Origin of the sequence: Halorubrum rutilum (assembly GCF_042665015.1) — an archaeon.
Lineage (GTDB): Archaea > Halobacteriota > Halobacteria > Halobacteriales > Haloferacaceae > Halorubrum > Halorubrum rutilum.
The window spans coordinates 61,954-79,306 of the sequence record NZ_JBHTBL010000011.1; the positions used below are offsets into that span (position 1 = coordinate 61,954).

At 72.0% G+C, this 17,353-nt stretch carries 21 protein-coding genes and 2 tRNA genes; 12 read left to right on the forward strand and 11 right to left on the reverse strand.

Going from position 1 to position 17,353, the window contains the following annotated elements; genetic code table 11:
- Window positions 1–26 precede the first annotated feature (26 nt).
- From ACFQMF_RS11725 to ACFQMF_RS11750, 6 genes are all read right to left on the reverse strand, one after another.
- A complete protein-coding gene (locus tag ACFQMF_RS11725) occupies window positions 27–677 on the reverse strand; it encodes a CocE/NonD family hydrolase (RefSeq protein WP_256407982.1) in 651 nt (216 codons plus the stop codon).
- Between the two features lie 22 nt (window positions 678–699).
- The gene (locus ACFQMF_RS11730; protein ID WP_256407983.1) at window positions 700–1,098 is read right to left on the reverse strand and encodes a DUF5778 family protein; all 399 of its coding nucleotides are present in this window, start codon (window positions 1,096–1,098) and stop codon (window positions 700–702) included.
- A gap of 86 nt (window positions 1,099–1,184) precedes the next feature.
- Window positions 1,185–2,183, reverse strand: coding sequence for an HhH-GPD family protein (locus ACFQMF_RS11735; protein WP_256407984.1), 999 nt, complete (start codon window positions 2,181–2,183; stop codon window positions 1,185–1,187).
- 25 nt (window positions 2,184–2,208) lie between these two features.
- Window positions 2,209–2,868 carry a DUF7384 family protein gene (locus tag ACFQMF_RS11740; protein ID WP_256407985.1) on the reverse strand — a complete coding sequence of 220 codons (660 nt, stop codon included), beginning with the start codon at window positions 2,866–2,868 and terminating at the stop codon, window positions 2,209–2,211.
- Between the two features lie 24 nt (window positions 2,869–2,892).
- Window positions 2,893–2,964 (reverse strand) — tRNA-Thr (locus ACFQMF_RS11745).
- A 103-nt stretch (window positions 2,965–3,067) separates the two neighbouring features.
- On the reverse strand, window positions 3,068–3,733 hold the full coding sequence (locus ACFQMF_RS11750) for a DUF7114 family protein (protein WP_256407986.1): 666 nt from the start codon (window positions 3,731–3,733) through the stop codon (window positions 3,068–3,070).
- Between the two features lie 59 nt (window positions 3,734–3,792).
- On the opposite strand from ACFQMF_RS11750, the gene ACFQMF_RS11755 reads away from it, so the two are divergent.
- The 3 genes from ACFQMF_RS11755 to ACFQMF_RS11765 all read left to right on the forward strand — a co-directional run bounded on the left by ACFQMF_RS11755 (window position 3,793) and on the right by ACFQMF_RS11765 (window position 6,026).
- Complete coding sequence (locus ACFQMF_RS11755) at window positions 3,793–4,518, forward strand: enoyl-CoA hydratase/isomerase family protein (RefSeq protein ID WP_379792014.1); 726 nt, start codon at window positions 3,793–3,795, stop codon at window positions 4,516–4,518.
- An 88-nt stretch (window positions 4,519–4,606) separates the two neighbouring features.
- Window positions 4,607–4,677 (forward strand) — tRNA-Gly (locus ACFQMF_RS11760).
- Window positions 4,678–4,859: 182 nt separating this feature from the next.
- Complete coding sequence (locus tag ACFQMF_RS11765) at window positions 4,860–6,026, forward strand: inorganic phosphate transporter (RefSeq protein WP_256407988.1); 1,167 nt, start codon at window positions 4,860–4,862, stop codon at window positions 6,024–6,026.
- 20 nt (window positions 6,027–6,046) lie between these two features.
- On the opposite strand, the gene ACFQMF_RS11770 is transcribed toward ACFQMF_RS11765, so the two are convergent.
- Complete coding sequence (locus tag ACFQMF_RS11770) at window positions 6,047–6,712, reverse strand: undecaprenyl diphosphate synthase family protein (RefSeq protein ID WP_256407989.1); 666 nt, start codon at window positions 6,710–6,712, stop codon at window positions 6,047–6,049.
- 81 nt (window positions 6,713–6,793) lie between these two features.
- Here ACFQMF_RS11770 and ACFQMF_RS11775 point away from each other — a divergent pair, with 81 nt between their 5' ends.
- The 5 genes from ACFQMF_RS11775 (at window position 6,794) to ACFQMF_RS11795 (ending at window position 11,498) form a co-directional block, all read left to right on the forward strand.
- Window positions 6,794–7,402, forward strand: coding sequence for a hypothetical protein (locus tag ACFQMF_RS11775; RefSeq protein WP_256407990.1), 609 nt, complete (start codon window positions 6,794–6,796; stop codon window positions 7,400–7,402).
- Window positions 7,403–7,447: 45 nt separating this feature from the next.
- A complete protein-coding gene (locus ACFQMF_RS11780; protein ID WP_256407991.1) occupies window positions 7,448–8,005 on the forward strand; it encodes a DUF5812 family protein in 558 nt (185 codons plus the stop codon).
- A 71-nt stretch (window positions 8,006–8,076) separates the two neighbouring features.
- Window positions 8,077–8,958: a protein translocase subunit SecF gene (gene secF / locus ACFQMF_RS11785; RefSeq protein ID WP_256407992.1), complete on the forward strand. Its 882-nt coding sequence runs from the start codon at window positions 8,077–8,079 to the stop codon at window positions 8,956–8,958.
- Window positions 8,958–10,559 (forward strand): preprotein translocase subunit SecD, encoded by a 1,602-nt coding sequence (locus ACFQMF_RS11790; RefSeq protein ID WP_256407993.1) that lies wholly within the window; start codon window positions 8,958–8,960, stop codon window positions 10,557–10,559. Before secF ends, ACFQMF_RS11790 begins: the two co-directional genes overlap by 1 nt.
- A gap of 186 nt (window positions 10,560–10,745) precedes the next feature.
- The gene (locus ACFQMF_RS11795) at window positions 10,746–11,498 is read left to right on the forward strand and encodes a TMEM165/GDT1 family protein (RefSeq protein WP_256407994.1); all 753 of its coding nucleotides are present in this window, start codon (window positions 10,746–10,748) and stop codon (window positions 11,496–11,498) included.
- A 19-nt stretch (window positions 11,499–11,517) separates the two neighbouring features.
- On the opposite strand, the gene ACFQMF_RS11800 is transcribed toward ACFQMF_RS11795, so the two are convergent.
- From ACFQMF_RS11800 to ACFQMF_RS11810, 3 genes are all read right to left on the reverse strand, one after another.
- Entirely contained in the window at window positions 11,518–12,273 is a 756-nt protein-coding gene (locus tag ACFQMF_RS11800) for a ribonuclease HII (RefSeq protein ID WP_256407995.1), read from the reverse strand.
- Between the two features lie 71 nt (window positions 12,274–12,344).
- The gene (locus ACFQMF_RS11805) at window positions 12,345–12,716 is read right to left on the reverse strand and encodes a 30S ribosomal protein S8e (RefSeq protein ID WP_144797511.1); all 372 of its coding nucleotides are present in this window, start codon (window positions 12,714–12,716) and stop codon (window positions 12,345–12,347) included.
- A gap of 119 nt (window positions 12,717–12,835) precedes the next feature.
- Window positions 12,836–14,470, reverse strand: coding sequence for a potassium channel family protein (locus ACFQMF_RS11810; protein ID WP_256407996.1), 1,635 nt, complete (start codon window positions 14,468–14,470; stop codon window positions 12,836–12,838).
- 192 nt (window positions 14,471–14,662) lie between these two features.
- Here ACFQMF_RS11810 and ACFQMF_RS11815 point away from each other — a divergent pair, with 192 nt between their 5' ends.
- The 3 genes from ACFQMF_RS11815 (at window position 14,663) to ACFQMF_RS11825 (ending at window position 16,168) form a co-directional block, all read left to right on the forward strand.
- Complete coding sequence (locus ACFQMF_RS11815) at window positions 14,663–15,061, forward strand: winged helix-turn-helix domain-containing protein (protein WP_256407997.1); 399 nt, start codon at window positions 14,663–14,665, stop codon at window positions 15,059–15,061.
- Window positions 15,058–15,336, forward strand: coding sequence for a DUF7521 family protein (locus ACFQMF_RS11820; RefSeq protein ID WP_256407998.1), 279 nt, complete (start codon window positions 15,058–15,060; stop codon window positions 15,334–15,336). The genes ACFQMF_RS11815 and ACFQMF_RS11820 overlap by 4 nt, the downstream gene beginning before the upstream one ends.
- A 130-nt stretch (window positions 15,337–15,466) precedes the next feature.
- A complete protein-coding gene (locus ACFQMF_RS11825) occupies window positions 15,467–16,168 on the forward strand; it encodes a helix-turn-helix domain-containing protein (RefSeq protein ID WP_256407999.1) in 702 nt (233 codons plus the stop codon).
- A gap of 80 nt (window positions 16,169–16,248) precedes the next feature.
- On the opposite strand, the gene ACFQMF_RS11830 is transcribed toward ACFQMF_RS11825, so the two are convergent.
- Window positions 16,249–16,539 carry a DUF7577 domain-containing protein gene (locus ACFQMF_RS11830; RefSeq protein ID WP_256408000.1) on the reverse strand — a complete coding sequence of 97 codons (291 nt, stop codon included), beginning with the start codon at window positions 16,537–16,539 and terminating at the stop codon, window positions 16,249–16,251.
- A 246-nt stretch (window positions 16,540–16,785) separates the two neighbouring features.
- On the opposite strand from ACFQMF_RS11830, the gene ACFQMF_RS11835 reads away from it, so the two are divergent.
- Window positions 16,786–17,331, forward strand: coding sequence for a DUF1684 domain-containing protein (locus tag ACFQMF_RS11835; RefSeq protein ID WP_256408001.1), 546 nt, complete (start codon window positions 16,786–16,788; stop codon window positions 17,329–17,331).
- Window positions 17,332–17,353 lie beyond the last annotated feature (22 nt).

A 17,353-nucleotide genomic window follows, 5' to 3' on the forward strand; every position in this document is an offset into this window, starting at 1 on the left:
AAGTCTTCCCGGGCGACGACCGGCGGTCACCCGCGATCCGTCCGCAGCCGCGGCTCGAAGAACGCCGCCGCGCGCTCGCCCGCTTCCCCCGCGCGTCCCACGAGGAAGTGGTCCGACTCGAACGCCGCCGTCTCGATCCCCAGCTCCTCGGCCCGCTCCGCGACGGGCGCCCAGTCGGCCGTCGAGTCGCGGGTCGCGTACGCGATCAGCGTCGGCACGCCCATGCCGACCAGGTCGCCGAGCGCCGCGACCGCGTCGACGTCGGGGGTCAGCCGGGCCGTCGGCGCGAGCGCGCAGACGCCGGCGAGGCCGGGGCGCGAGGCGGCCGCGACGAGCGCGACCGTCGCCCCGAACGAGAAGCCGAACAGCCCGACGCGGTCGTAGCGCTCGGCCGCCCAGCCGACCGCGTTGTCGGCGTCGGTGCTTTCGCCGTACCCCTCGTCCCAGTCGCCGTAGTCGAACCGGAGGCAGTCGATCCCGCGGTCGGTCAGGGCGTCGCTCACCGCCCGCAGCCGCTCGTCGCCGCGGTGGCCGCGCTGCTGCGGGTGGGGCGGGCAGGCGACGACGACCGCGTCGGCCCGGGGGTCGTCGCGGTCCGATCCGGCCCCGTCGCTCGCGGCGGCGTCGAGGGTGGCGCGCACGTCGCGGCCGCCGGGAACGAGGACGGTGTCGCTCACGAGTGGAGGAACCGCCGCCGCCTCAGGGCACCCGCGTCACGCGGTCGACGTCGTTGAGGGCCGCGAGGTCGTCGGCGAGGGCCGCCTGGTCGACGCCGGCCTCGTAGTAGAAGACGATGTCGAAGCTGCCGTCCCGGAGGAGCTGCTGGCACTCCCAGACGAACTCCTCGCCGTCGAGGGTGCGCCCCTGGAACTGGTTCGAGGAGAAGCTCGTGTCGTCGTTGCCGGCCTCGATGTACGCCTCGCCCTTCCCGGCGTGGTCGGCGATGACCTCGTTGATCGCGACCGTGAGCTCGTGCATCTCCAGGTCCTCCTCCCCGCCGAGCGTCGTGTGGACGATACAGCCCAGGAGTTCGATGTCGCCCGGCTCCAGCAGCGCCTTCGTCCGCGCGTAGAGGTCGGAGTCGACGGTCTCGCTCATACCCGTCGGTTCCGGCTCCGCTGATAAACGGGTGACGGTTCACACGTCGGGGGTACTTATCCGGCCGCGAGACGACCCGAACCGACTCAGTCCCTGAGCCGAACCGCCGGCTCGTCGCCGCTCTCGTCGACCGCGACCAGCCCGTCGTCCGCGAGGTCGTCGACGAGCCCGCGGAGCCACTCCCGGCCGTGTTCGCCGTCCGGCGCGTAGTCGACCCGGACCCGCGGGCCGAGCTCGTCCAGCGCCAGCTCGTCGTACTCGCCGAGCGTCCGGACCACGCGACCGCGGAACTGCCGGCGGCTCCCCTCGAAGTCGGGCTGTTCCGGCACGTCGGGCGCGGTGAAATCGCCCGTCTCGTAGGCGTGGCACCACCCGCGCCACGGGCAGCCCGCCTCGTCGCATCGCGGGGTCGTCCCGCAGGCGACGCCGCCGAGCTCCATGATCGCGTTGTTCCAGACCCGGGACTCGCCGTCGGGCATGGCGAGCGAGGCGACGCGCTCGAACGCCGCGTCGTCGTCGGGGACCGCGAAGGCGCGGTGGAGCACGCGCTTCACGTTGGTGTCGACGACGGCGTCGCCGTCGTTGAACGCGAACGAGGCGACGGCGTTCGCGGTGTACGGGCCGACGCCCATCAGCTCCCGCAGCTCGTCGGGCGACTCCGGGAACTCCCCGCCGTAGTCGTCCTCGACCTGTCCGGCGGCCTCGTGGAGGTACTTCGCGCGGTTGTTGTAGCCGAGCGAGTGGTCGGACCAGAACGCGACCACGTCGCCGCGGTCGGCGGCGGCCAGGTCGGCGGTCGTCGGCCACTCGTCGAGGAAGTCCTCCCACGCGGGGACGACGCGGTCGAGCTGCGTCTGCTGGCTCATCACCTCGCTGACGAGGACCTCGTAGGGGTCCTCGGTGCGCCGCCACGGGAAGTCGCGGTGGTCGGCCTCGTACCACTCCACGAGCGCCTCGCGGACCGCGTCGAGGTCGGCCGGGAGCTCGGGGGCGTCGCCCTCGGCGATCCCCTCCGTGCCGCCGTCGGTGCGGGGAATCCCGTCGCCCCTCCCGGTCTCCCCCGCGGTCGCGTCCGGATCGGTCATTACCGGTGCTGGGGTCGGCGGTCGCTTATCGGTGCTGGTCCCCGTCGCCCCGGACCGGCGCCATCGAGCGCGGGTCGCGGTCGGGGCCGGGGTACTCGCCGCCGACCGTTTCTGGGTGGAGCTTCTCGGCCGAGAAGACGGTCGCGAACGCCCGCGGCTCCCGCACGCTCACCGGCAGTCGGTCGCGGAGCCCGGCCGCGGCCCGCGCTCCCGTGAGCGACGGGTCGAGGCTCACGACCTGCATCGCGGCGCCGCGGTACGCCGACCCGAGCGCCGGGTGGTCGCCGGCGGGATGCGCGACCGGCTCGCGCCACGCCTCGACCGCCTCGCGCCAGTCGGCCGCGAGAGCGGCGTCCGCGAGCGCGGCGATCACCGCCTCGGCGTCGTCGAGGAGCGCGTCGCTGGCGACGAGCGTCGTCCACGAGTGCGCGCGCAGCGCGTCGAGCGCCTCGCGGGCCGCGCCGCCGACGAGGAGGTCGGCCGCGAGGGCGTCGGCGTCGGCGACGACCCGGGCGGGGCTGGGCTCGCGGTCGAGCGGGGAGACGTCGGGGTCGCTCTCGGCGGTGTCGCCCGCCGAGTCCTCGGAGTCGTCAGCGACCGACCGACGCTCCGCGAGCGCCGCGCTCACCGCGTCGGCGTCCGCGTCGTGCTCGGCGGCTCGATCGAAGAGGTCGGCGAAGGTCATTGTCGGGACGACAAAACTCGGAAGAGCCTAGGCCGAGATTTGAACTCGGGGTCTCGTCCTTACCAAGGACGCGCTTTACCGCTAAGCTACCCAGGCGCGCAACCTGTCGTTGACCGGATTCGACTTTATGGGTTTCGATCCGCCGCCGAGTCGTCGCCCGATCCGAGGCAGTGACGACGGGTCGCCGGGTTCCGCTCGCCTACCGGTCCGTCGCGCTCACAGCGCGGTCGGAGATGTCGGCGATCCGGTCGGCGGTCGCGTCCGGGAGCGCGCGCCCCGGCGGCGGGAACTCGCCGTCGTAGTCGGCCGCGAGCTCGCGGGCGTACGTCAGCAGCTCCTCCGGGGGCTCGCCGCCGACGGCGGTGGTGCCGGCGACAACCGCCAGTTCGAGGGCGTCGACCTCCAGGTTCCGGTCGAGCGCGGTCGCCGCCGCGGGGTCGGTCCCCTCGCGGTCGCGGAGGGTCTGGTCGCGGCCGAACGCGCGCACGACCTCGACCGCGGCGCCGGCCGCCTCGGTGCACGCCAGCAGCGAGAAGCCGCGCGAGACGAGCACGTCGGCCGTGAGCACGTCCATGTCGGCGTCGATGTCGGTCTCGCGCGTCGGCGCGGTCACCCACGGCTCCTCGTGGGCCACCGCGCGGGTGAGCCGGAGCCCCTCGTAGATGAGCTGCACGCCGGCCGCGCGGTCGACGACCTCGTCGGGGTTCACCTCGGGGTCGACCGCGCGGGCCGTGACCAGCGCCAGCACCCCGGGCGTCACGGCGGCGTCCAGGATGCGGCGTTCGAGGGCCTCGCGCAGCTGCTCGGGCTCGACGTCCGCGAGCGCCTCGTGAGCGGCCTCACGCGCTCGCGCGGCATCGTCCATTGCCGTCAGGTAGTCGAGCGAAGGGCAAAGACCTTTGGAAACGACCGGGATACGACGCCGTGATCCGCACCCGCACCGACGACCGCGTCCGCGTCGTCACGATCGATCGCCCCGAGCGGCGGAACGCGCTCCGCCCCGAGGACCTGCGCGCGCTCCGACGCGCCGTCACCGACGCCGACGCCCCGGTCGCGTACCTCCGCGGCGCCGGCGACGCCTTCTGTGCCGGCGCCGACCTCGACGCCGTCGCCGGGCTCGCCGACGCGGACGTCGAGGGCGGCGACGCGGACGGCCCGGCGTCGTTCGCCCGGGAGGGCCAGCGCACCGCCGCGGCGATCGCGGGCGCCGACGCGGTCGTCGTCTGCGGGGTCGACGGCGCGGCCCGCGGCGGCGGCGTCGAGATCGCGCTCGCCGCCGACGTCCGGATCGCCACCCCGGCGGCGACGTTCGCCGAGCCCGGCGTCGAGTTCGGGCTGTTCGGCGCGTGGGGCGGCACGGTCCGACTCCCGCGGGTGATGCGCGAGGGCGACGCCCTCGACTTCGCGCTCTCGGGCCGCGTCCTCGACGCCGACGAGGCGCTCCGGACCGGGCTCGTCTCCCGCGTCGTCGACGATCCGCGCGCGGTCGCCGACGCGATCGCGACCGGGGAGCCGGACGCGCTGCGGGCGATCAAGCGGCGGGTGCGCGACCGCCGGGACGACGCGACGCAGGAGGACGCGGAGGTCGAAGCGTTCGCCGCCCTCGTCCGGGCGCACGGCGGGGAGATCGCGGCGTCGAGGAGGGAGTGAACCCCCCGGAGCGCGCGGCCCGCCCCCGGCGCGGTCCCGATGTGACAAGCTTAAGTGGACCTCCGAGCAAGTTGGATACGCGACGCACGCACCGGTAGTGTAGTGGTATCACGCAACCTTGCCATGGTTGCAACCCGAGTTCAAATCTCGGCCGGTGCACTCCCTGCGGTCGTGCACCGGCCTGACTCCCACTCGCTGCGTCGCCGGCGCTACGCGCCGGCTGCAAGAGGGATCTCCGGTCCCTCTCTGCTCGCGGGAGTCTCGGCCGGTGCATTTCTCGAACTTCCGTCCCCGGCGCGAACCTGTTCGCTTAACCGGTCGTGCCGTGTTGTAGCGAGTATATGGTTGAGGCCTTACTTCTCATCGGGTTCGCGGTCGCGGCGTTCGTCGGGTACAACATCGGTGGCGCCACGACCGGTCCGGCGTTCGGGCCGGCCGTCGGGTCGGGCGTGCTCTCGAAGTCGGGTGCCGCGGCGCTGATGTCGGTGTTCTTCTTCGTCGGCGCCGGCACGCTCGGGCAGCGCGTCGTGACGACGCTCGGGGAGGACCTCGTCACCGGGGGCAGCGTGTTCACGCTGGAGACGAGCATCGTGGTCCTCTTCTTCATCGGGGGCGCGCTGTTCGTCGGGAACTTCGCCGGCGTCCCCGCGTCGACGTCGATGACGGCAGTCGGGGCGATCGCGGGGCTCGGGCTCGCGACGGGCACCCTCGACCGGGCGGTGATGGGCGAGATCGCCATCTGGTGGATCGTCGCGCCGATCATCGGCTTCTGGGTCTCCGGGGTCGTCGGGCGCTACTTCTACCCGGCCATCGACAGCTGGGTGGCGATCGACAGCACCGAGGGGGCGCTGTTCGAGTTCGATCGCTCCGGCCCGATCCCGAAGCCCGTCCCGGGCCCGAACACGACCCGGCGCGAGCTCGTGGGCGGCTTCGTCGTCATCGCCATCGGCTGTCTGATGGCCTTCTCCTCCGGGACCTCGAACATCGCGAACGCGATCGCGCCGCTCGTCGCGCTCGACAACGTCGAGATGACGCCGATGATCCTGCTCGGGAGCGCCGCGGTCGCGGTCGGCGCGTTCACGATCGCCCGGCGGACGCTCGACACGCTCGGCAACGACATCACCGACCTCCCGCTGACCGCGGCGATCGTCGTCGCCTGCGTCTCCTCCGGGATCGTCATCAGCCTCTCGGCGGTCGGGATCCCGGCCTCGTTCGTCATCATCGCGACGATGTCGATCGTCGGGCTCGGCTGGGGGCGCGCGACGCGGAGCGTCACGGTGAGACAGGGGATCAGCGGGGAGAAGGAGCCGAAGGTGTCCGTCGGCGCGCTGAAGACCGACGAGACGGCCCCGATCGGCGAGGGGGACCCGACCGACGTCCCCTCGGCGTCTGACCTGTTCAATCCGAGCACGAGCGCGCGCGTCGTCCTGATGCAGAACGTCGTCCCGATCCTCTCGACCGTCGGGGCGCTCGTCACGTTCACGCTGTTGTTCCGGTTCGTCTGGTGAGGCGGGCGGCCCTTTCCCCCTCACCGACCGAACCGACGCTGTCGGTCCTGGAAGTCGAGGACCGCGCGCAGGTAGTCCCGCCTCCTGAAGTCGCGCCAGTTCACGTCGGTGAAGTAGAGCTCGGCGTACACCGACTGCCAGATCGCGAAGTCGGAGAGCCGCTCCGCGCCGGTCTTGATGACGAGGTCCGGCTCCTCCGGGAACACGAGTCGGTCGGCGACGTCGTCCGCGTCGATCTCGGCCGGGTCGAGCTCGCCCGCGTCGACGTCGCTCGCGATCTCGCGGACCGCGGCCGCGAACTCCGCCTTGCCGCCGAGTCCGACGGTGATCCTGACGGGGACGTCCCCCTCGTCGCCGTCGGCGTGGTCGTCCCCTTCGTCGCCGTCGGCGTGGTCGTTGCTCCCGCCGTCGACGTCGTCCGGACCCCGAACGACGAACGGGACGGGGGCGTCGAGCCGACGGAGCTCGCGGATGAGCGTGGGGACCACGGACTCGTCGAGCACCGAGACCGAGACGGTGACTCGCTCGGCGCCGTACTCCAGCGCCCACCCGAGCGCCTCGGCGAGGGTGTCGAACGCCCCGTCGGCGAGGAGGTCGCGCTCGGTGACGACGATCGCGACGTGTTCCGGGGGCTCCCCGTCGTGGAGCCGGTGGCGAACGGCGAGGTACGCGTCGTACAGGCCCACGTGGGGTGGTCCCGTCGCCGGGGCTAAAAGCTCACGTCCACCGACGAGGGGTTTAATTCGCCGTCGGCCCTAACTGCGGCGATGGCAGACAGCTACCGCGGGGTGTTCGGCGCGATCCCCTACGCGATCCGCCACACCGACTCGTGGACCATGCGCGTGTACGGCGTCGTCGGCGCGCTCGCGGCCGGGCTGATCGCGACGGTCGTCACCCTCGCGCTCGTCGTCTGGATGGCGGAGACGGCCGACGTGCAGGGCGGCACGTTCCTGTTCTCGCGCTCGCTGTACGTGATCGCCGGCTTCGCCGCGGTCGCGCCGCTGCTCGCGCCGCTGCTGTTCGTCGCGCGCCGCCACCGCCGCGGCGACCCGGTGAAGCCGGGGTACGACCGGAAGCTGGCGTACGGCGGCTTCCTCTTCCTCTGCTCGCTGTACGTCGGCCTCGTGATCTCCGCGCCGGCGGAGCTCCGGGACCCGACCGAGTCCGCGGTCGTCGGCGCGCTCTACGCCCTCCCGCAACCGGTCGGGATCGTCCCGCCGGTCGCCGCCGCGCTCGTCGTGTTCGCGGTCCACTACCGGCTTCGCGTGACCGGCGACGGCACCGACGACGCGGGCGGCGCGGGCGGCGCGGCAGCCGACGCGGCGGCCGCGGACGAGCCGGCGACCGCGGCCGACGATCCCGCGGTCGACGACTGACGCGCCTCGAAACCCCGAAAAGGGTCGGTCGCATACCACGGTGCAATGACCGACGAGCCAGAGCGCACCGACGCGGACGCATCGGAGGGCGCGAGCGGGACGGAGACGGCCGACGGAACGGAAACGAGCGACGGGACGGACGGCAAGGAGAGCACCTTCCTCGTCACGCACGTCGAGAGCGACTCGGCGGTGCTGAAAGACGTTCACGACGGCCAGGTCCACACGCTGAGCTCGAACCCCGGACTCGACGTCGACGACGCGGTCGAGGCGACCGTCGCCCCAGACCCGCCGATGGAGGTCACGTACCGGGTGGTCGACGTGACGGAGCGGCGACCCCTCTCGATCGAGGAGAGCGAGGAGCCGCCGACCGTCCACGAGCGCGAGCTCGCGGCGGAGACGCCGACGGGGGAGCTCGCCCGCGAGCCCCGCGCGGGCGAGGGCGAGGTCCACGTGCTGACGCCGCCCGAGTCGGACACCGAGGACGCGGTCGCCGACGTGATCGAGGACCGCGAGGCGACGCTGTCCCGGGCCGCCCGGCTCGGCGTGAACCGCGTCGAGGTCCGCTCCGAGCCGGGGATCGTCAGCGTTCGGTACATGCCGTGAGGCGGTCTCGGGGGCGTCGGGTCGCGGGCGAGTGAGAAGGCTTATTCGCGCCCGCGCAGGAACCGCTATTTATGGTAGCGATCGACGTACCGGAGGTCAACTACACCGAGTACTCGAACCGGCAGCTCGTGGCGATCCCGCTCGCGGTCCTCGTTCTCGCGCTCGCGATCATCCTCGGCTGGTACCTCGTCACGGGGGCGCCGGCGAACCTCGGGCTGGCGTTCACGGGCGGCGTCGAGCTCCGGATCGCCGACGACGGTGGTAACGTCGAGGAACGAATCGAGACCGAGTTCGACAGGCAGCCCGACTCGATCCGGTCGATCCCCGCGGACGACGTGTTCGTCGTCACCTTCCGCGCGGCCGACGAGGACCCCGAAGGGCTGGCCGAGGGGCTCTCGCAACAGGCCGACGACGCGGGACTGACAACGACGGCGATCGACCAGGTGTCCCCGAGCTTCGCGGGCGACACGGCGCGGACCGCGGTGTTCGGGGTCGCGCTGGCGTTCCTCGGGATGAGCGTGCTCGTGTTCGCGCTGTTCCGGACGTTCGTCCCGTCGCTCGCGGTCGTCGCCTCTGCGTTCTCCGACCTGGTCATCCCCGTCGCCGTGATGAACCTCCTCGGGATCCAGATGACGCTGGGAACGATCGCCGCGCTGCTGATGATCATCGGGTACAGCGTCGACTCCGACATCCTGCTGAACAACTCCGTGCTGCGTCGGACGGGCGACTTCTACGAGTCGGTGAGCCGCGCGATGCGGACCGGGGTCACGATGACGCTCACCTCGATGGCGGCGATGATCGTGATGGCGATCGTCGCGACCGTCTTCGGGGTCGACCTCCTGCGGAACATCGGCATCATCCTCGCGGTCGGGCTCTGTGCCGACCTGATGAACACGTACCTGCTGAACGTCTCGCTGCTCCGCTGGTACAAGTTCGAGGGGGTGAAGCGCTAATGCTTGAGCCGATCAGGAACAACTGGCGCATCCTGCTCTTGGTCGTGGTCGTGGTCGGCGCGTCGGTCGCGCTGTTCGCCCCGCAGTTCGGTCCCGAGACCGCGCCGGGCGAGAACCAGAGCGAGGTGAGCCAGGGGATCACGAACCTCCAGTACGGGCTTGACCTGGAGGGCGGCACCCGCGTCCGGGCCCCGCTCGAAGGGTACACCGCCACCGGCGTCGACTTCGGCGGGGACGATCCCGTGACGGTCGAGCAGGCGGTCGCCGACGAGCTCGACGGCGTGCAGCTCCGCGACGTGGGGTCGAGCGTCGGCGAGGACGTGCGGGCGGTCGAGGTCACCGACCCGTCCGTGAGCGAGGAGGAGTTCCGAGCGGCGATGGACGCCTCGGGGTACTCCTACGAGAGCATCCGTCCCGGCGTGACCGCGGAGACCCGCGACCTCACGCAGAGCATCATCGAGGGGAAGATCAACGAGGCGGGGCTCTCGGGCGGGAGCGTCCAGCAGGTCCAGTCCCTCGGCGGCGAGTACTTCATCCTCGTCGAGGTGCCCGGCGAGAACCGGAGCGACGTGGTCTCGCTGCTCCAGGAGCGCGGGACGGTGCAGATAGACATCGCGTACCCGAGCGGGAACGGCACCGCCGTCGAGGAGGGGGTGCTCACGCAGGACGACTTCGAGAACATCGGGACGGCCTCCCAGCGGGACCGCGGCACGGGCTCGTACGTGCCGGTGAACGTGCGGAACACCGCCTCCGGCGGTCAGCAGTCGCCCGCCGCGACGTTCCAGCAGGCGGTCGTCGACCGCGGCTTCCCCTCGGCGTACCAGTCCGAGGCGGACCGCTGTCAGTACAACCCCGAGACGGGCGAGATCGAGAACTCGAACCCGTGCCTCCTGCTCACCGTCGACGGCGAGGTCGTCAACTCCTTCGGGATGGACCCGGAGCTCGCCGACAGCATGGCGAGCGGCTCGTGGGCCGACACCCCGAACTTCCGGCTGACCACGCCCGAGTTCTCGACGGCCCAGGAGATCTCGGTCAACCTGCGCGCCGGCGCGCTGCCGGCGGAGCTCGACATCAGCGGCGAGGGGACGTCGAGCACAATCTCGGCCGCGCAGGGGGAGAACTACAAGAACTACTCGCTGGTGACGGGGATCCTCGCGGTGTTCGCGGTCGCGGGCATGGTGTTCCTGCGCTACCGCGAGCCCGCGGTGGCGCTGCCGATGATCGTCACGGCGCTCGCGGAGGTGTACGCGCTGCTCGGCTTCGCCGCCCTCGTGAGCTACCCGATCGAGCTGGCGGTCATCGCCGGCTTCATCGCGGTCGTCGGGACCGGCGTCGACGACCTCGTGATCATCGCCGACGAGGTGATGAGCGAGGGCGAGGTGAACTCCCGGAAGGTGTTCAACTCCCGGTTCCGCCGGGCCTTCTGGGTCATCGGCGCCGCCGCCGCGACGACGATCGTCGCGATGTCGCCGCTCATGGTGCTCTCGCTCGGGGACCTCTCCGGGTTCGCGATCTTCACCATCCTCGGCGTCCTGATCGGCGTCCTGATCACCCGACCGGCGTACGGCGACATCCTGCGCCGCCTGCTGACGATCCGGTGAGGCGTCGCGGGAGCGGTCGACCGCCCCGTCGCCGCTCCGTCGCGTTTCGACCATGTCGATCGGGTCACCACCGATAATAGAGAGCCGACAAACTCTTAATTTAGACTCCTCTAAACCGCCCATGAGGACCGGCGGCCGCCCCGGAGCGGGGGGCTCGACCGACGAGCGTCGGGAGGACGGGAACGCATGACATACGCCGAGATACTGATCGTCGCCTTCGCGGCTCAGCTGGCCGTGCTTCCGGGCGAGAAGGTGCAATTCATGATCGCCGCGCTGTCGACGCGGTACGACCCGAAGGTGGTCGTCGCGGCCGCCGCGTCGGCGTTCGCCGGCTGGACGGCCGTCGAGATCGCCTTCGGACAGGCGCTGCAGGCGACGCTGCCGGGGGTCGTGCTCGACGCGGTGACCGCGGCCCTGTTCTTCGCGTTCGCGTACCTGCTGTACCGGTCGATGCCCGACCGCGACGCGGCCCGGATCGCGTCCAGCGACGGCGGCACGGAGGCACCGGCCGCCGGCGCCGACGCCCCGAGCCCCTCGGCGGCCGACGCCGACTACGCCGACCTCGACTCGGTGACGCTTCCGGGACCGCTCGACAGGTACCGGGGGTCTCTCGGGGGGTTCCTCCCGATCTTTGTGCTCATGGCCACGGGCGAGTTCGGCGACAAGACGCAGCTCGTCACGATCGGACTGGCGGCGCAGTACGGCGTGACCTCCGCCATCTGGGTCGGCGAGATGCTCGCGATCATCCCGATCAGCCTCGCGAACGCCTACTTCTTCCACACGTTCGCCCACCGGTTCGACGTGCGGCGGGCGCACATCGCGTCCGCGGCGCTGTTCGCCTTCTTCGGCGCCGACACCGTCCTCTCGATCGTCGCCGGCGTCTCCGTCTGGGAGACGTTCATCGGCGCCGTGAACGGGGCGGTCTCGACGCTGGCGTAGGGCCCGGGTCGACCCCCGGCTAGAACTCGTCTAACGCCGACTGCTCGGCCGCTTCCAGCACGTCGTCGCAGGTCGCCCACGACCGCCGGGCGCAGTCGGGAACGTCGCCCCGGTCGGCGACGTACGCGCGCAGGAACGACCGCGTCGTCGGGTCGCTCGGGTAGCCGCTCCCGACGCCGTCGTACGCCGGGTATCGGTCGTCGATCGCCGCCATCCGGGCGTCGCGGGCCACCTTGGCGACCACGCTCGCCGCGCCGACGACGGGGTCCGCCTCGTCGGCGCCGTGGAAGGCCTCGACGTCGACCGCGGGGCCGGCGGTGCCCCCGGGACCGCCGCCGGGGTCGTCGCTCTCGGGGTCACCGTCGTCGGAACCGTCGCCGTTCTCCACGAACTCGGCGAGCCGCCGCGCGAACCGCGCCTCGCTCGTGTCGCCCGCGTCGGCGACGACGCGGACGGGGCGCTCTGGCCGTTCGCCGCCGGCGAGTCCCCCGATCCCGGCGAGCGCGGCCCGCACCGCCCGCGCCTGTCCGCGGACCGTGAGCGTGTTCATGTCGGTGTCGGGGCGGTCGATCTCCGCGGGCTCGACGGTCGCGACGCCGACGGCGACGCGGTCGCTCCCGCGGACCGCCTCGGCTATCGCCTCGCGCCGCTCGGAGGAGAGCCGCTTCGAGTCGTCGACGTCGGCCGGGAGGCTCGACGGGGCCGCGAGCACGGCCGCGGCGACCATCGGCCCGAGCACCGGGCCCTTCCCCGCCTCGTCGACGCCGAGGTACACGCGTCGCTCGTCGTCGTCGAGGGGTAAATACGTTCAGAAAGCGGGTCGGCGGCGGTCGACCGGGACGCCGTTCAGTCGATGAGGACCGCGTTGACCTGGCCGGTCTGGCCGGGGCGGGAGGTGACGCGGGCGCGGCCGGCGGACGTGTCGATGACGGCGCCCTTGGTGACGATGTTCCGGCGGGCGTAGTTGACGTTGGATGGGTTGTCGACGACGTTCTCGATCTCGGCCTCGCTGACCTCGCCGCCGTCGGCGACCTGCGCGACGTTCGTCGAGAGCGCGCGGACCTTCTTCTCGGTGCCGCGGGAGTCGATGTACTGGACGCGCGTCTCGCCGACCGTGGTCTCGGCGGGCTCGCGGCCGAGCTGGTGGCGCTTCTTGTTCGAGGCGTGCTTGAGTCGGCCGCCCGTCCGCTTGCGCGTGGAGCGTCCCTGGTCTTTCATACAGGGACGAACAGCCAGCGAATACTTGAAGCGTTCGACTCGCCCCGGCGCCGAGCCGCCGCGTGACGGGTCGACGCCCCGTCACGGCGCGGCGCGAGGCCCTCGGGAGCGGAGGGCGCTCACGCGAACCGTCGTTCGAACTCGCGGATCCCCTCGTCGGTGCCGACGACGACGAGCTCGTCGTCCGGACCGACCCGGGTGTCGGGACCGATCTCCGTCACGGTCTCGTCGTCGCGCTCGATCGCGATGACGGTGCAGCCGGTCGCCTCCCGGACGTTCGCCCGCCCGATCGTCCGGCCGGCGAGGCGCGGCACGCGCCTCCTGACGACCTCGATCCGCTGGTCGAGCGAGAGCACGTCGCGGTCCTCGATGACGGTGGAGGCGGACAGCCGCCCGGTGACGGTCGCGAGCGAGAGCACGTAGTCGGCGCCCGCTCGGTGCATCTTCCGGACGCTCGCGGGCTCCTCGACCCGGGCGAGCACCTGCGTGTCCGGCGCCAGGTCGCGGACCACGAGCGTCGTGAACTCCGTCGTGGTGTCGTCGGGGAGCGCGAGCACGACCGTCTGCGCCGCCTCGACGCCCGCGGCGCGCAGCGTCTCGGGATCGGTCGCGTCGCCGACCACGTCGACGCCCTCCGCGTCCTCGCGGTCGACGACCGTGACGGGGAGGTCGGCCGCCGTGACCGTCTCGGCGACCGCGCGGCCGACCTGCCCGTACCCGACGACCACGGTCTCGCCGGCGCCGAACCGCCGGGTCGCGGAGTTCGTCAGCTCGACGAGCCGTTCGAGCTGGTCCGACCGCCCGGAGACGAGCAGCACCGTCCCGGCCGACAGCGTCGCGTCCGGCGGGGGCGCCGCGTCGAACTCGCCGTCGACCCACATCCCGATCACGTTGACGCCGGCGCGCTCGCGGATCCCGCTGTCGGCGAGCGTCGAGCCGGCGAGCGGGCTCCCGTGCGGGACCGCCACCTCCGCGAGCCGCAGGGAGTCGCCGATCGCGACCGCCTCGTCGAGGTCGGTCCGGAGCGCGGTCGTCACCTTCGCGGCGAGGCTCTCGCCGAGCAGCGACCGCGGGGAGAGCACCTCGTCCGCGCCCGCGAGCCGGTGGTACCGCTCGCGGTCCGGGTCCTCGACGACGCTGATGACGCGCACGTCCGGCGACAGCTCCTTGGCGGCGAGCACGATGCTCGCGTCCACCTGGTCGGAGACGTCCGTCACCAGCGCCCGCGCGTCGGCGAGGTTCGCGGCCGCCAGCCCCTCCGTCGACTCCGGGTCCGCGCGGATCACCGTCCGGCCCGCCTCCTGAAGCGCCGCGGCCCGGTCGCCGTCCGGCTCGACGATCACGTAGGGGATCCCGTGGGAGTCGAACTCCGCGATGAGCGCCGCCGACCGCGAGGTGTCGGAGCAGACGACGACGTGGCCGGACAGGCCGTCGTCCAGCGACGCGGGAGCCGTCGTCGAGAACGCCTCCTCCAGGAGCGGCGTCACCACCACCGGGAGCGCGCCGATGAGGAGGACCATGCCCACGAGGTCCATCACGGCGATGAACGCGTTCATCCGCTGGCTCTCCCACGGCGCGTCCCCGCCGAACCCGGTGGTGGTGAACATCTCGACCGAGAAGCGCAGCGCCTCGATCATCGTGACCGCGTCGCCCTCGTAAACCCGCATCCCGTAGCGGTAGACGACTGCGGTGAAGATCAGCACGAAGAGGACGAAGCCGAAGTACCCGCCGACGCGGCGCTTCCACGAGTCCATCGACCCGACGTACGCGACCCACTCACAAAAACGGGATGCGTCCGGCGTCGTCGCGGGTCCGGCGACGCCGCGGTCAAATGACGCCGCGGTCCGGCGGCGTCGCCGACGGTGCCGCGCGCGCTCGACGCCGCGCCGCGCGCGGCACGGCCGAAGTTCGATGGTTTAAGACGCGGGGGGATCCAAGTGGAAGCCATGGTGCGGGACCCGTCGCGCGAGGAGGACCCCCCGTCGGTCGACGACGTGCTGGACGCGCTGGCCGACGACGCCGCGCGCCGGATCGTGGCGGCGCTCACCGAGCCGAAGACGGCGAGCGACCTCTCCGAGGAGTGCGACATCCCCCTGTCGACGACGTACCGGAAGCTAGAGAAGCTCACCGACGCCTCCCTGCTCCGGGAGTCGACGGACATCCGCCGCGACGGACAGCACACCACGCGCTACTCCGTCTCGTTCGACGCCGTGACGGTCTCGATCGACGACGCGGACGAGGGGGGAGACGCCCCCCGCGAGCTCACCGTCGAGTTCTCCCGCCCGGAGCGCACGCGGGACGAACGGCTGGCCGACCTGTGGTCGGAACTGCGAGAGGAAACATGACAACGCACATCGACCTCGCCATCATCGTGGCAAAGACCGCCATCCTCGTGCTCGGTGGCAGCATCACCTACTACGCGCTCCGCGCGTACGGCAGGACGGGCGACCCCTCGCTGCGCGCGCTCGGGATCGGCTTCGGGATCGTGACCGTCGGCGCGCTGATCGGCGGCGTCTCCCACCAGGTCATCGGCGCGTCCCTGGCGGTCGGGATCGCGATCAACAGCCTGCTGACCGCGGTCGGCTTCGGCGTCATCGTCTACTCGCTGTACGTGGAGTGACGCCGTCGGCGTCGCTCTTGGGGGGCGTGGTTTCGCCCCGGGACCACCGTCGAGTCCGCGGAGGGATGTCGACGTCCGACGAACCCCGTTTTCGGTAGCCTTTTGCGGCGTTCCGCCCTCGGACCGGGTAATGAGCGACGCACGCGAGGAGCTCTCTCGCCGGATCGCCGGCGAGATAACGCTCAGCGACGACCCCGGGGCGACGCTCCGGAAGTGGCGGACCGACTTCGACGTCTCACAGACCGAGCTCGCCGACCAGCTCGACGTCTCCTCGTCGGTGATCTCCGACTACGAGAGCGGGCGACGCGAGAGCCCCGGGATCGGCGTCGTGCGCCGGATCGTCGACGGGCTCTTGGACATCGACGAGCGGCGCGGCGGCGGGCGCCTCCGCCAGTACGCCCGCGTGCTCTCGGCGGGCTTCGAGAGCGACATCGTCCACGACCTCCGCGAGTACGCCACCGCGGTGCCGGTCGGGGAGTTCTACGAGGCGATGGACGCCACGGAGGTCGTCCGCGGGGATCGCGACACCGTCAACGGCCACACCGTGATCAACTCCATCGAGGCGATCACGCGGCTCTCAAGCGAGGAGTTCTACCGGCTGTACGGCCAGTCGACCGACCGCGCGCTCGTGTTCACGGGCGTGACCCGCGGCGAGTCGCCGCTGGTCGCGCTCCGCGTCGTGAGCCCGACGCCGAACGCGGTCGTCCTCCACGGGATCGAGGCCGAGGACCTGTGGGAGCACGCCGCCGACCTCGCGCGCGTCGACCGCTTCTCGCTGGCGACGTCGACCCGCGACCTCGACGACTGCCTCGCCGACCTGCAGGCGCTCTGACCGCCGCCGGGCGCTCTGACCGCCGGCGGACGCTCTGACCGTCGTCGGTCCGCGACGAAGAAGACGACGGCGACGGGTCGTCACCGGGCGACGCGACCGAGCGGGCCGTCGGCGTCGCGGTCGAACGCCATCGTCCCCGGCAGCTCACTCACGCACGACCGACAGAAGCGATAGCCGAGCTCGTTCGCGGTGCCGCAGTCGGGGCACTCGACGACGCCGTCGTCGGCGTCGACGGGGTCGGCGCCGCCGCCGGGCGCGCCGGTTCCGGTCGCCGCGCGTCGCTCGCGGAGGCGATACCCGGAGTACGCGAGCAGCGCGTTGATCGCGATCCATCCGATCAGGATCCCGAACTGCCACTGGTCGCCGATCATGGTACCACCACCGTTCGAATCTACGCGCTTCGGAGACAAAAACGCGGTGCCGCCCTCCTTCGGAGGGAGCGGGACGGCGCGGGATCCGGCGGGGGCGACTCCGGGAGTCGGCGAGGGCGACTCCGGGAGTCGGCGAGGGCGACTCCGGGATCCGGCGGGGGCGACCCTGAGAGCCGGCGCACCCCGTGAGCCTCCGGGCCCGCCCGAACCGCGGCCCTGAAGCCGCCGGCGCCTCTCGGGCCAGGTATGACCGACGAGTACGCCGAGCGCCTCCGCGCCAACCGCCGCGAGAAGGACGAGTTCTTCGCCGACCACCCGCAGTCGCCGATCCCGCCCGAGCACCGCGACGGGTTCGACGGGCTCGACTACTTCCCGCCGGACGAGACGTACCGCGTCGAGGCGACCGTGACGGTCCACGACGACCCCGAGCCCGTCGAGATGGAGACCACGGCGAGCAACCCGGTCCGGTACCTCCGGGTCGTCACCTTCGCGTTCGAGGTCGACGGCGAGGAACACGCGCTCGCCGGCTACCGGCAGGCGGGCGAGGACGGCGAGATCTTCGTCCCCTTCCGCGACAAGACGACCGGCCAGCAGACGTACCATCGGGGCCGGTACATGGAGCTGGAGCCGGAGGGCGAGCTCGCCGACGGCGACGTCGTCACCCTCGATTTCAACCTCGCGTACAGCCCCTTCTGCGCGTACAGCGAGGCGTTCGCCTGCCCGCTCCCGCCCGAGGAGAACTGGCTGGAGATCGTCGTGCCGGCCGGCGAGCGCGCGCCCGACATCGAGTAACGGGGATCGTCGAGCGGTCGCC

Excerpts from the sequence above, each read along its gene's own strand:
- ACFQMF_RS11830 (WP_256408000.1), bottom strand. The coding sequence starts at position 16,539 with ATGATCGGCGACCAGTGGCAGTTCGGGATCCTGATCGGATGGATCGCG.
- ACFQMF_RS11835 (WP_256408001.1), top strand. The coding sequence starts at position 16,786 with ATGACCGACGAGTACGCCGAGCGCCTCCGCGCCAACCGCCGCGAGAAG.
- ACFQMF_RS11730 (WP_256407983.1), bottom strand. The coding sequence starts at position 1,098 with ATGAGCGAGACCGTCGACTCCGACCTCTACGCGCGGACGAAGGCGCTG.
- ACFQMF_RS11805 (WP_144797511.1), bottom strand. The coding sequence starts at position 12,716 with ATGAAAGACCAGGGACGCTCCACGCGCAAGCGGACGGGCGGCCGACTC.
- ACFQMF_RS11795 (WP_256407994.1), top strand. The coding sequence starts at position 10,746 with ATGACATACGCCGAGATACTGATCGTCGCCTTCGCGGCTCAGCTGGCC.
- ACFQMF_RS11810 (WP_256407996.1), bottom strand. The coding sequence starts at position 14,470 with ATGGACTCGTGGAAGCGCCGCGTCGGCGGGTACTTCGGCTTCGTCCTC.
- ACFQMF_RS11815 (WP_256407997.1), top strand. The coding sequence starts at position 14,663 with ATGGTGCGGGACCCGTCGCGCGAGGAGGACCCCCCGTCGGTCGACGAC.
- secF (WP_256407992.1), top strand. The coding sequence starts at position 8,077 with ATGGTAGCGATCGACGTACCGGAGGTCAACTACACCGAGTACTCGAAC.
- ACFQMF_RS11790 (WP_256407993.1), top strand. The coding sequence starts at position 8,958 with ATGCTTGAGCCGATCAGGAACAACTGGCGCATCCTGCTCTTGGTCGTG.
- ACFQMF_RS11775 (WP_256407990.1), top strand. The coding sequence starts at position 6,794 with ATGGCAGACAGCTACCGCGGGGTGTTCGGCGCGATCCCCTACGCGATC.
- ACFQMF_RS11820 (WP_256407998.1), top strand. The coding sequence starts at position 15,058 with ATGACAACGCACATCGACCTCGCCATCATCGTGGCAAAGACCGCCATC.
- ACFQMF_RS11780 (WP_256407991.1), top strand. The coding sequence starts at position 7,448 with ATGACCGACGAGCCAGAGCGCACCGACGCGGACGCATCGGAGGGCGCG.
- ACFQMF_RS11735 (WP_256407984.1), bottom strand. The coding sequence starts at position 2,183 with ATGACCGATCCGGACGCGACCGCGGGGGAGACCGGGAGGGGCGACGGG.
- ACFQMF_RS11825 (WP_256407999.1), top strand. The coding sequence starts at position 15,467 with ATGAGCGACGCACGCGAGGAGCTCTCTCGCCGGATCGCCGGCGAGATA.
- ACFQMF_RS11750 (WP_256407986.1), bottom strand. The coding sequence starts at position 3,733 with ATGGACGATGCCGCGCGAGCGCGTGAGGCCGCTCACGAGGCGCTCGCG.
- ACFQMF_RS11765 (WP_256407988.1), top strand. The coding sequence starts at position 4,860 with ATGGTTGAGGCCTTACTTCTCATCGGGTTCGCGGTCGCGGCGTTCGTC.
- ACFQMF_RS11740 (WP_256407985.1), bottom strand. The coding sequence starts at position 2,868 with ATGACCTTCGCCGACCTCTTCGATCGAGCCGCCGAGCACGACGCGGAC.